Source organism: Streptomyces chattanoogensis, from assembly GCF_001294335.1.
Classification (GTDB): domain Bacteria; phylum Actinomycetota; class Actinomycetes; order Streptomycetales; family Streptomycetaceae; genus Streptomyces; species Streptomyces chattanoogensis.
Window position 1 is genome coordinate 1 of record NZ_LGKG01000197.1, and the last position, 12,180, is coordinate 12,180.

A 12,180-nucleotide genomic window follows, 5' to 3' on the forward strand; every position below is an offset into this window, starting at 1 on the left:
CCTCTACCAGGGCGAGGAACTGGGCCTTCCCGAAGTCACCGACCTGCCCGACGACGTCCGCCAGGACCCCTCCTTCTTCCGCGCCAACGGCCAGGACGGGCTCCGCGACGGCTGCCGCGTACCCCTCCCCTGGAGCGGTGCGGAGCCCCCGTACGGCTTCGGGCCCGGCGGCAGCTGGCTGCCGCAGCCCGCCGACTGGGCCCCGCTCACCGTCGAGGCACAGACCGGCGACCCCGACTCCACCCTGGAGCTCTACCGCACCGCCCTCGGCCTGCGCCGCACCCACCCCGGCCTCGGCGCGGGCGACGCGGTGGAATGGCTCGACGCCCCCGACGGGGTCCTGGCCTTCCGGCGCCCCGGCGGCCTCGTCTGCACGGCCAACACCACCGGCGCGCCGGTGACGCTGCCGGAGCGCCCCGGCCGGATGCTCGTCTCGTCGCGGCCGGCCTCATCGCTGCCGCCCTCGTCGCCGGCTGCCTCGTCCCTGGCTCCGGCGTCCGTGCCTTCCTCGTCTTCCTCGTCTTCCTCGTCCTCGTCTCCGCTGCCCCCGTCTCTCCTGTCTCCCTCTCCCGCGGCTCCTTCTTACTTGGAGAACACCGAGAGTGACGATTCGGTTGCATGCGGCTTTGTGATCGCGGCTGACACCACGATCTGGTGGGAGGAGTGACCCTGCCGACACCCCTGCCGACACCCCGGCCCACCCCGCGCCTGGCCGACATCGCCGCCCAGGCGCGGGTCAGCGAGGCCACCGCCAGCCGCGTCCTGAACGGCAAGGCGGGCGTCGCGGCGGGCACCCGCCAACGCGTGCTCGCCGCCCTCGATGTGCTCGGCTACGAACGCCCGGTACGCCTCAAGCGCCGCAGCGCGGGCCTGGTCGGCCTGGTCATCCCCGAACTCACCAACCCGATCTTCCCGGCCTTCGCCCAGATCCTCGAACAGTCCCTGGCCGGCCACGGCTACACCCCGGTCCTGTGCACCCAGACACCCGGCGGCGCCACGGAGGACGAGCTCGTCGAGCAGTTAGAGGAACGCGGTGTCACCGGCATCGTCTTCCTCTCCGGCCTGCATGCCGACACCTCCGCCGACCCGTCCCGCTACACCCGCCTGACCTCGCGAGGAGTCCCGTACGTCCTGATCAACGGCTACAACGACCGCATCGACGCGCCCTTCGTCTCACCCGACGACGGCGCCGCGGCCCGTATGGCCGTACGCCACCTGGCCGCGCTGGGACACGTACGCATCGGCCTCGCCGTGGGACCCGCCCGCTATGTGCCCTCGCGCCGCAAGGCCGAGGGTTTCGCGGCGGCGCTGGAGGAGTCGTTCGGCCTGTCGAGGGGGCAGGCCGAACGGCGCATCCGGCACACCCTGTTCAGCGTCGAGGGCGGCCACGCGGCCGCCGCCGCCCTCCTGGACGACGGCTGTACGGGCATCGTCTGCGGCAGCGACCTGATGGCGCTCGGCGTCGTCCGCGCGGCCCGCCAACGGGGCCTCGACGTCCCCGCCGACCTCTCCGTCGTCGGCTTCGACGACTCGCAGCTCATCGCCTTCACCGACCCGCCGCTGACCACCGTGCGCCAGCCGGTGCAGGCGATGGTGACCGCCGCGGTCGGCGCGCTGATCGAGGAGATCCAGGGGAATCCCGTACGAGGTCCCGTACGGAGTCCGGTAGGGAGTCCAGCATCACATCCCGTACGGAATCCGGTGCAGCGTACCGAGTTCGTCTTTCAGCCGGAGCTGGTCGTACGCGGTTCCACGGGGCCGGCCCGCCTGCCGTAGTGCGGAACCTGAGTGCGCCGGCACCCCCGTGGTGCCGGCGGCGGGCCCGCTGGGACGATCGTTCCGGCAACCGGGCATTCGGCGACCGGTTGCCGGAACGGGTGGGCAAGAGCGAGTAGGGAAGAGCGAGTAGGGAAGAGCTGTGACGATCACTCCTCGCCTGGTGGCGGAGTATCGGATCCCGGGGGTCCGGGATCTGTTGTCGGGAGGAGGGTGGTTCGACCCGAGCGGGCCGGTTCCGCGGCTGGTGCTCCAGGGGCCGGACTCGCTGCGGGTGTACGAGCTGGGCGAGGACGCGGAATTGCGCGCCACGTTCCCCAGGCCCTCCTCGAACTGGCGGGAGATGAACGACTGGCTCGCTCCGGACCTGTCCTTCGTGGTGTTCCAGGGAGAGACCTCGTACACAGCCGTCGACCGGGACGGCAACCGGATGTGGCACCACCCTCTCGGCGGCTGGTACGCGACGCCGTGGGGTCATGTCGGCTTCGCGATGGCGGGACCGTACCGGGAAACGCAGACGCTGCTGCGACTGCCGTCGGGCGCGGCCGACAAGTCCCTGTTCGTCGCGCTGGACACCGCGGGGAACGAGCTGGCGCGCAGCATCCTCCCGTGCGGCGGGAACGACCGGTGCGTCGAGCTGGTGTGGGGATCCGAGGGGTATCTGACGGGCGTTTACGCAAGGGGTGGTACCGCAGACGGTGCTCCGGCGAAACCGGCGGAGTATCAGGCGTCGCTGGTCTGCGGCCATATCGTCCTCGGGGAGCGGGTGCGCGAGAAGCGGGCGACGATGCCTGCCGGATACGCGTCGGCACTGCGCGGCCGGGAACCAGTGGAGTGGAGCCCGTCGGGCACCGGGATGATGACCATCGACGGACGCGGCCGGGACGTCCGCTGGCACCGGTACCCGTCCTGTGAGGTGGCGGCGGAACTGCGGTTGAGTGATTTCCCCCCGCCCGGCACAGGAGACAGCTCGGTTCACGACCACCACCGGTGGATCTACCCCTACGGGGGTGGCTATGTCGACGCCGACACCGCCATGGTGACCCTGCACAACTCCTACAACGAGGCCCGGGTCTTCATGTTCGGCGAGGACGTCTGGGAGGAGCACAGCCACTGGCTGGCTGACCCGGCGACCGGCGGACTCCACGGCCGGATCGCGTACCCGATGCGCGACGTCGACCACGTGTGGCTCCTCGGTGACGGAACCTGGGTGACCGCGGAGTGGGACACCCTGTACCGCTGGTCGGCCGGACCGGGATTGTCAGACCTCCCTGCCACCATGTCTGACACGTAACCCCGTTGAACCGAGGCGGCAGATGAACTCCCAGGTCCAGACAGCGCTCAAGACGGCCTTTCAGCTGGCCGAACCGTCCCTCGCCGGCCCGCTGCTCACGCGGCTGCGGGCCGAGGTCCGCCCGTTGCTGGGCAAGGGCAAGGAGCTGCCTGGCCGGCTGGTGGAGGCCGTGGTCGCCTCCGGCGACCGGGAGCTGTGCGCCGCCCTGGTGGGCAACTCCCGGCCGGGCGTCTGCGATACGGCGACCCTGCTGCGGATTGCCGGGTTCGGCGACCCGGGGCTCGGACGTGAGATGTACCGGCGCGGGCATGTGCAGGCGGAGCCCGGTGTCCAGGCCGCCGTCCTCGCCGCCGCCGACCCGGCCGACCCCGACTGGTACGCGCCGGGCGGGCTCGTCGAGATGCTGCTGGGGGAGGAGGGGAAGAGCATGCTCGGGCCCGCTCTGAAGGGCCCGTTCCCGGAAGTCGTCGCGCATGCCGTGCGGCTGCATGTGTCGAATCTGCCGCTGCCGGTGGTGCTGGACGCCTGCGAGGTCCTGCTCGCGCACGGCGGTCCCCAGGCCCTCGCCGACCTGGCCGGCACCCTCGACAGGCCCGCCCATCCCGGTCTCCTCGCCCTGCTGCACGAGGCCGCCACCGCCCCCGACCCGGCCGCGCTGCTCCGCGGCCATCGCGCGCCGGGGGAGTGGACCGACCTGGCGGCGGTGTCCGTGCTGCTGCGGATACGCGGAGACATGGGCCGGGATGTGGGCAGGCACGCGGGCGGAGACATGGGCCGTATGCCGGTCCATGTCCCCCTGGACTGGGATCTGGTACGGCGCGAGCACGAGCGGAGTCCGTTCCGCACCGGAAAGCTGATGGCTCTGAGCAAGTGGCCCGACTGCCCCGACGACCTGCTCCTGGAGATGTTCCGCAGCAAGCCGCAGCAGACGGCGCAGCACGCCGCGCGGCTGCCCGTGGAGGTACTGCTCGGTGCCGAAGCCCGCGAGGAGCGCTTCGACGTCGATGCCCTGATCCGCCGCGGCGTCTCCGAAGGATGGCTGCCCCTCGACCGCGTGCTCGCCGAGGCGGCGCCCGCCCGCAAGGTGCTGGGCGCCCTGGAGTACGACCACGAGCCGACCCGTCAGGCCGTCGCCGAGCTGGTCGCTCCGCTCGGGGACGACCCCACCGCCTGGCTGACCCTCTACAAGCGCCTGCGCCGCTTCCAGGGCCCCGCCGCCGAACTGATCGCCAAGGTGTGCGCTTCGGCTGCGGCCAAGCGCATCACCGCGTGGCCCGATCCGCTGGGCCCCGGGGAGCCGGGGAAGGAGAATCCCGAGGGTGCCCGCCGGATCTTTCTGGAGCTCTTCGGCTGTGCGACGGAGAAGGCGCAGCTCGCGCTCGTACCGCATCTGGACATGCGGGCCGTTCAGCATCTGTTCGCCCTCGGCAAGCCGTCTCCGCGCGTCTGCGCCGAGGTCGTCGCCGTCCACGGCACGGAGCTGGCGGCTCACGCATCCCGGATTGTCCTGGTCAAGGACGTGATCGACGGGCTCCTCGACCGCGACGACCCGCTCATCAATGCCCAGCTGTTCGAGGACTACCGACTCGGTCAGAAGGAGCGGGTACGGATCCTGGCGGGCGTGGGACGGGGTGGCGGAGTGGTCCCCGTGCACGACGGGCTGATCGGGTCTCTGAGAAACCTCCACCTCAGCTCGGACCGCGACTGGCTCACGGCGGGTATCACCTCCGGTGACACCAAGGTGCTCGATGTCGTACTGGACCGGCTCAGGCTGTACACGGAGGCCGGCCGGCTGCGCCTGGTGATCGCGCTGTGGGAGCGGCAGGGCCCGGACGCCGTCCGCGAGCTTCTGACCCCGGCCCGCTTCCGCCACAACAAGCGCTCCTGGCCCGCCCGCACCCAGCGGGCCGTCCTCGATGCCCTGGACGCCCCCGAGGGCCTGAAGACACTACGCGAACGGCTCGCCGCGGAGGAGGACCCGGCCCGGGTGGTGGCACTCCTGCGCAACGTCCGCAACACCGATGAGCCTGCCGTGTATGCCGACCGCATCCGCAGGATCGTCGCCGAGGGCACCGAGCTGCCCTGGGACGGGCTGATACGGGCCCACGCCGAGGATCCTCTCCCGACGGCCCTCCTACGCGCGCTCGTGGACACGCACGACTGCCCTCGGCCCCTGCTCCTGGCCTGCCTGGCCGATGTGAACCTGACCAGCGATGAGTGGTGGGTCGGCTCCGCCCTCGGAAGGGGATCGCTCCCTTCCGGGGACCTGGTGCAGTGCGCCCATCCCGCTGCAGCCGTTGTCGCTTACCCGTCCGATCGCTACGTGCGGCTCGACGCTCGTGTCTGGACGCCGGCCCTTGCCGAGGCCCGGAAGCTGGCCCGGGAACACCTCGGCTCGAACGTCGAGGCCTGGGCCGTGGCCCTGCGGCTGCTGCCGGAGTTCCACGGGACGATCCCCGAGCTCATGGCCACGTCGGGCGCCGTCGCCGGCTGACGTCGGCCACGAACGCCGCCCAGGACTCGGCCGGCACCGTGAGCTGCGGGCCGGCCTTGTCCTTGGAGTCGCGGATGTGGATGGTGGTGGGGCAGGTGGCCACCTCGACGCAGTCGCCCGAACTGCTGCTGCTGTAGCTCGACTTGCGCCAGGACAGGGCGACTTCTACGCAGTCGTCGCCGGAGGCGCTGCTGTAGCTGCTCTTGAACCAGGCCAGCTCGGGGGTGCTCATAGCTCTCCTCGCATCCGCTGCAACAGGCTCACGGAGTCATCAAGGGAAAGAGCCTGTGCGCGCATCCTGGCATACCGCATCTGGAGCATGCTCACCACATTTGAGGCGGCGATGAGGTCTCCGCTCTCCTGTCCTTCGCAGTAGGCGAACCATTGGTTCTCGGGCGTTTCCAGCAACTGCATAGGGCCGTGCAACCCGGAGTGCGCCTCCCGCACCAGCGGCATGACCTGAAGCTCTACGTTCCGCTGTTCGGCGATCTTGAGAATGTGGTCGATGAGTTCGCGGGTGACACTCGCCCCTCCTGTGCGCCGCAGGAAGGCGTGCTCTTCGAGGATGAAGCTGTACGCGGTGTTGGGGCGCCCCGTGAGCAGTTGCTGGCGCTCTGCCCGGGCTGCCCACCGGGTCTCGATCGCGTCATCGGTCAGTGGCGGAAGATGGCTTTTGAACAACGCCCGCGCATACGCCTCCGTCTGCAACAACCCGGGAATCAGGCGGCATTCGTACGTGTACAGAGTGATCGCGTTCTCCTCCAGCCCCGCCCACGCCTGGAACCACGCGGCAAGCCCGGGCTTCTTCGACAGGCCCTTGGCCGCCTTCCGCAGCACCCCGAGGGCGTCGAGCACCTCCTCGGAACGGTCGACGAACGTCTTCGACGGAAGCATGCGGCCCTGTTCCACGGAGCCGATGTAGTCCGGTGAGTAGCGGATCTCCGGGGCCAGGGACTCCTGGGTGAATCCCCGGTACTCGCGGAACCCTTGATAAACGGCGCCGAAGGTCCGGAGACTGTCGGAGCGTTCGGGCTTCTTCCTGCCGCTCTGGTCGTTGGTGTCAGCTGTCATATCGGGTCCCCCCTCGGGGGTCGCTTGTGCCGGTCCCCGCAACGCGCCCATGCTTACGGCCGGTTACTCTCCGCGTCCACCCTTGCCGCTCGTACTCTTTCGTTTGTACGAGTCGCCTCCCTGGTCACGCCCGGCGCGAAGCCCGACGTTGGGCCCATGCACGCCTCACAGTCCACCGTCACCGTACGTATGTTCTGCCAGCGCTTCAGCTCGACCCCCAGAGGCGCGCGGCGCGCCCGGTACCTCGCCGTCCATCAACTCGACGTCTGGGGCTTCCCGTACGGGGGCGAGGTCTCCGAATCCGTCGCCCTGATCGTCGGTGAGCTGGCCGCCAACGCCGCCACCCACGGCCGCGTACCGGGCCGGGACTTCGAGCTGCGGCTCACCCGGCTGCCGGATTCGGCCCGGCCCGGCGTCCTGCGGATCGTGGTCGCCGACACCCGTACGGAGCTGCGTCCGCCGGAGCCCGGCGCGGTCGAACTCCCGGCTCCTGAAAGCGAATCGGGGCGGGGGCTCGCCCTCGTCGCCGCGCTCGCCTCCTGCTGGCGGGTCGAGGAGCGGCCGCCGGTCGGGAAGGGCGTGGTTGCCGAACTGCTGCTTGGAGGCCGGTCCGGCCGGCCGGGCGCGTAGGGCCCGGGTTGGTTGCGGGCCTCCGGTCGGCCGGACCGGCTATGACAAGAACTTAACACTCTTGCAATGTCTTGCGTAAGGTCTTGCAGTGAGGAATCAACGGGGTTAGAACCAGGACCCATGTCCCTCTCCAGGCCTCTCCAGCCCTCCCCGAACCGCCGGACCCGGCCGCGCCGGCGCCTGGCCGCCGCCCTCGCCCTCGGCGCGGCGGCCCTGCTCGTCACGCCCCCGCAGCAGCAGGCGCACGCCTCCCCGTCCGGCCCGGCCAAGGCCGAGGCGCAGTGGATCGACCGCGACACCGTGGTGTGGAAGGGCGCCGAACGCACCGCCGCACAGCTGGAGTTCGGTGAAGGGGGCGCGGCGCACCGCATCCGTCTGACGCCCGGCACCCTCACCCCGGCCGAGCGGGCCGCCTACCCCCACCTGCAGAACTTTCCCGCCTTCACCGTCGACCCGCGCGACCGCGGCCTCGCCCGTAATGCCGTGCGCAACCGGCTGATCGCCACCCAGCAACGCGCATCGGACGCGACCGCATCGGACGCGACCGCGGCGCCCGCCACCACCGGCGTCCAGATACCCGGCGTGCTGGACGACCTGTACGGGCGGGCGGCCCAACATTCCCGTCTGGGGCCGGCGTTCGACGGCGGTGGCCGTCCCGCGCTCTCCGTCTGGGCGCCCACCGCCCGTACCGTCGCGCTCGAACTGGACGGCCGTACGGTGCCGATGCGGCGCGACGACGCGACCGGTGTCTGGCGCGCGCAAGGGGAGCCGTCCTGGACCGGCAAGCCGTACCGGTACGTCGTAAGGGTGTGGGCGCCGAGCGTTGGTAAGTTCGTCACCAACAAGGTGACCGACCCGTACTCCACCGCGCTGACCGCAAACTCGGCCCGCAGCCTTGTGGTGGACCTTGCGGACCCCCGCCTGGCCCCCAAGGGCTGGTCGCACCTGAAGAAGCCCGCTGCCGTCCCCTTGCGCAAGGCCCGCATCCAGGAGCTGCACATCCGCGACTTCTCGGTCGCCGACCGCACCTCCCGCCACCCCGGCCAGTACCTGGCCTTCACCGACGGCCACTCGGACGGCATGCGGCATCTGAAATCCCTTGCACGGTCCGGCACTTCCTCCGTTCATCTGCTGCCGGCCTTCGACGGGGCCACCGTCCCCGAGCGCCGCACCGACCAGCAGGACCCCGCGCAGCAACCCGGCTGCGGCCTCGCCGACCTGCCCGCCGACTCCGGCCGGCAGCAGGAATGCGTCGGCAAAACGGCCGCCCATGACGCGTACAACTGGGGCTATGACCCGCTGCACTACACCGTCCCCGAGGGCTCGTACGCCTCCGACCCGGACGGGCCGCGCCGGACGATCGAATTCCGGCGCATGGTGCAGGGGCTGAACGGGGCGGGCCTGCGCACCGTCATGGACGTCGTCTACAACCACACCGCCGCCGCCGGGCAGGACCCGAAGTCGGTCCTCGACCGGATCGTCCCCGGCTACTACCACCGGCTCCTCGACGACGGCAGCGTCGCCACCTCCACCTGCTGCTCCGGTACCGCGCCCGAGCACACCATGATGGGCAAGCTGGTGGTCGACTCCGTCGTCACCTGGGCCAAGCAGTACAAGATCGACGGCTTCCGCTTCGACCTCATGGGCCACCACCCCAAGGCCAACATCCTGGCCGTACGCAAGGCCCTCGACGCCCTGACCCCGGCCCGCGACGGTGTGGACGGGAAATCGGTCATCCTCTACGGGGAGGGCTGGAACTTCGGCGAGGCGGCCGACGACGCCCGTTTCGTCCAGGCCACCCAGCGCAACATGGCCGGCACCGGCATCGCCACCTTCAGCGACCGCGCCCGCGACGCGGTCCGCGGCGGCGGCCCCTTCGACCAGGACCCCCGCGTCCAGGGCTTCGCCTCCGGCCTCTTCACCGACCCCAACTCCTCACCCGTCAACGGGGATCCGGCCGCCCAGCGCTCCCGCCTCCTCCACTACCAGGACCTCATCAAGCTCGGCCTGACCGGCAACCTGGCGGACTACACCTTCACGGACACCGCGGGCCGTCGCGTCAAGGGCTCGGACGTCGACTACAACGGCGCCCCGGCCGGTTACGCCGCCGCGCCCGGCGATGCCCTCGCCTACGCCGACGCCCACGACAACGAAACCCTCTACGACGCCCTCGCCTACAAGCTCCCGCCGGGCACCCGGCCCGCCGACCGCGCCCGTATGCAGGTCGTCGCCCTGGCCACCGCCGCCCTCTCCCAGGGCCCGGCCCTCTCCCAGGCGGGCACCGACCTGCTCCGTTCCAAGTCGCTGGACCGCAACTCCTTCGACAGCGGCGACTGGTTCAACGCCCTCCACTGGAACTGCACGGACGGCAGCGGGAGCGGGAGCGGGGACGGAAACGGAAACGGCTTCGGGCGCGGCCTGCCCCCGGCCGCCGACAACAAGGACAAGTGGCCCTACGCGAAACCCCTCCTCGCCGACCCGGCCCTGCGCCCCGGCTGCGCCACGACGGCCGCCACCTCCGCCGCCTACCGCGACCTCCTCCGCATCCACGCCACCGAACCGGCCTTCGCCCTCCCCACCACCGCCGACGTCCAGTCCGCGCTCTCCTTCCCGCTCTCCGGTACGGACGAGACCCCCGGCGTCATCACCATGCGCCTCGGCCGCCTCGTCGTGGTCTTCAACGCCACCCCGCACCGCCGGACCCAGCACCTCCCCGCCACCGCGGGCACACCGTACACACTCCACCCCCTCCAGGCCCACGGATCCGACCCGACCGTCAAGTCGGCCTCGTATCAGACCACTTCGGGCACCTTCACCGTCCCGGCGCGCACGGTCGCCGTCTTCACCCGCGGCACGGGCCGCTAGCGGGAGAACCGGGAGTCAGGGCGGCTGGAATATGTGAGGGTTCCGGTATGGGGAACGAGATACCGCGCACCGTGCGGGGATTCGCGGAGACACTGGTCCGTATCGGGGTGGTGACGCAGGAGGAGGCCACCGCCGCCCTGGCCGAGGTCACCCGCCTCGGCATGGACCTCGACGAGGAATACGACGACACCGACGAGCTGACCTTCCTCCTCGACTACTGCGACACCGGCTTTGTGGTGCCCGAAAAGTCGGTGGGCGACCGGGAGGACGCGTATGCGGGCCTCCTGCACCGCGCGGCGGCGTGCTCCGGCGGCTCGGTCGTGGTCGATGACGTCGAGCTGCTGGAGGACGGGGACGGGGACGACATCCTCCACTTCCGGCGCAACGGCCGGTCGATGTGGTGGCGCGTGGAACACACGACGGTCAGCGCGCGCTACATGGACCTCGGGGCCATTGCGGAGGGCATCGGCGATCTCGTGCCCGGGGACGACGATCCGCGGTGCTTCTACCAGCTGGACGAGGACCCCTGCGATGCGCAATGGCTCCTGCTGACGCCCGGCCAGGCCGCGGCCCTGGAGGAGTACGGCCTGCCGATGGCGGACGCGGCCGCCAACCGGGTCCGCAACCGCCTGCCCACGGCGGAACCCGAGACGTCCGACTGGTACAGGGAGGACGACCGCCTGCATGCGAGCGAGGAGTCCCGCCGGCGTCTCGACGAGTGGCTGGCCCCCATGGACACCGCACTGGAACGGTGGCGGACGGCCCATCTGCCCGACGGCTTCCCCTTCGACCACTCGCGGGACTCCCTCTCCGCGCTGGAACGGCTGGTGCTGGAGCGCTTCGACGGCCCGGCCGCGCCCCGGGACGAGTTCTTCGAGGGCGCGGTCAGGTACGTCGGGGAGACCGCGCTGCGGCTCTGGCCGTGCCGCTGGACGTACCGGCACTCCGACGACGGCTCACCGGTGTTCACCAACGAGCCGGTGATCCGTTCCAACGCCCCGGACGCGTTCGCCGGGGAATGCTCTCCCGCCTACGAACTGCGCACCCTCGTGCGACATCGCAAGCCCGGCGGCCTGGTGTCCTCCCTGGAGGGGGTCGGGGAGGCCGTCGACGACTACCGCCAGGCACTCCGCGCCCGAGCCCGCTAGCGGCCCGCCGGAACCAGCCGCTTCTCGAGGAGGGTGACGGAGTACTTGCTGCCGCCCGCGCCCTCCTTGAACGGCTGCTCCCCGACGACGGTGTAACCCGCGCCCTCGTAATACGGGCGGAGCCGGGGATTGCCGGTCATGCAGTCCAGCCGGGACCACTCCCGCCCCGCCTCCGCGATCCGCCGCTCGGCCTGCGCCAGCATCGCCCGCCCGGTGCCTGCCGGGGCGTGGGCGCGGTCCACCATCAGGCGGTGCACATACCCGGCGACCGGCGGCTGTTCGCCCCACGCGGGCACGTCCTCCCACCACAGCTCGAACCCGCCGACAACCCGCCCGGCCGTCTCCGCGAGCCAGACCTCCCCCGTCTCCCGCTCCACTATCCGGCGCCGGAAATGCGCCTCGTCCTTCTGGCCCGGCTTCCACTGCTCTATGCCGTTCTCCAGCATCCAGCGGGCGGCGCCGTCGTACAGGGCGACCAGCGCGGGCACGTCGCGGGCGTCGTCGGCGAGGCGGTAAGTGATCATGTCCATGGGCCATTGTTGCTTGGGCCGTACGTTGTTGGCCGTCCCGCCGTGGGGGTTTCTCTGGTGCGCCTGCGGCGGGCGGGGGTTGGTTGTCGGCCGCGGTGCCGGCCCTCCGGACTCCGTCCTGCGGTCTGTCCCCTCCCGACGGTGGGGGTGAGGAGGCCGGTGGGGGCGAGCGTCCCACTCCCACTGCGCGCACGTACGGGCTTACGTCCACCCCCACGGGTCTTCTCCCACCCTCAACGGGGAGGTGCCGGGCTGTAGCGGCGGAGCCGTGTGAGCCCGGTGCCGCTGCCGGACAGCCCCGCGCAGCGGCAACCAGCCCGCCGCAGGCGCAACGGTGGGAAAGCCCGACACGTCGGCCCAGGCAAAGCGCAG

Annotated in this window: 9 protein-coding genes and 1 pseudogene; 7 read left to right on the top strand and 3 right to left on the bottom strand. The window is 71.1% G+C overall.

Translation table 11 applies throughout. The features are described 5' to 3' along the window. The 4 genes from ADL29_RS38285 to ADL29_RS38300 all read left to right on the top strand — a co-directional run. Nucleotides 1-667: alpha-amylase family glycosyl hydrolase (locus ADL29_RS38285; protein ID WP_157878680.1), on the top strand; the 667-nt coding region annotated here is incomplete at its 5' end. After that, entirely contained in the window at nucleotides 652-1,776 is a 1,125-nt protein-coding gene (locus ADL29_RS38290; RefSeq protein WP_053928093.1) for a LacI family DNA-binding transcriptional regulator, read from the top strand. The genes ADL29_RS38285 and ADL29_RS38290, both read left to right, overlap by 16 nt. 142 nt (nucleotides 1,777-1,918) lie before the next feature. Further along, nucleotides 1,919-3,070, top strand: coding sequence for a hypothetical protein (locus ADL29_RS38295; RefSeq protein ID WP_053928094.1), 1,152 nt, complete (start codon nucleotides 1,919-1,921; stop codon nucleotides 3,068-3,070). A gap of 22 nt (nucleotides 3,071-3,092) precedes the next feature. Continuing rightward, on the top strand, nucleotides 3,093-5,564 hold the full coding sequence (locus ADL29_RS38300; protein ID WP_053928095.1) for a hypothetical protein: 2,472 nt from the start codon (nucleotides 3,093-3,095) through the stop codon (nucleotides 5,562-5,564). Here ADL29_RS38300 and ADL29_RS38305 read toward each other — a convergent pair. Both ADL29_RS38305 and ADL29_RS38310 read right to left on the bottom strand, forming a co-directional pair. Continuing rightward, on the bottom strand, nucleotides 5,533-5,796 hold the full coding sequence (locus tag ADL29_RS38305) for a DUF397 domain-containing protein (RefSeq protein WP_053928096.1): 264 nt from the start codon (nucleotides 5,794-5,796) through the stop codon (nucleotides 5,533-5,535). The genes ADL29_RS38300 and ADL29_RS38305 overlap by 32 nt on opposite strands. After that, entirely contained in the window at nucleotides 5,793-6,635 is an 843-nt protein-coding gene (locus ADL29_RS38310) for a helix-turn-helix domain-containing protein (RefSeq protein ID WP_053928097.1), read from the bottom strand. Before ADL29_RS38310 ends, ADL29_RS38305 begins: the two co-directional genes overlap by 4 nt. A gap of 156 nt (nucleotides 6,636-6,791) precedes the next feature. Between ADL29_RS38310 and ADL29_RS38315 the strand changes: the two genes are divergently transcribed. The 3 genes and pseudogenes from ADL29_RS38315 (at nucleotide 6,792) to ADL29_RS38325 (ending at nucleotide 11,278) form a co-directional block, all read left to right on the top strand. Beyond that, on the top strand, nucleotides 6,792-7,265 hold the full coding sequence (locus ADL29_RS38315) for an ATP-binding protein (RefSeq protein WP_053928098.1): 474 nt from the start codon (nucleotides 6,792-6,794) through the stop codon (nucleotides 7,263-7,265). A 267-nt stretch (nucleotides 7,266-7,532) separates the two neighbouring features. Further along, nucleotides 7,533-10,130, top strand: a pseudogene (gene pulA, locus ADL29_RS38320) (pullulanase-type alpha-1,6-glucosidase); the annotation flags it as partial. Nucleotides 10,131-10,177: 47 nt separating this feature from the next. Beyond that, entirely contained in the window at nucleotides 10,178-11,278 is a 1,101-nt protein-coding gene (locus ADL29_RS38325; protein ID WP_053928099.1) for a hypothetical protein, read from the top strand. On the opposite strand, the gene ADL29_RS38330 is transcribed toward ADL29_RS38325, so the two are convergent. Beyond that, nucleotides 11,275-11,808, bottom strand: a complete 534-nt coding sequence (locus tag ADL29_RS38330) for a GNAT family N-acetyltransferase (protein ID WP_053928100.1) — start codon at nucleotides 11,806-11,808, stop codon at nucleotides 11,275-11,277. The genes ADL29_RS38325 and ADL29_RS38330 overlap by 4 nt on opposite strands. Nucleotides 11,809-12,180: the final 372 nt, after the last annotated feature.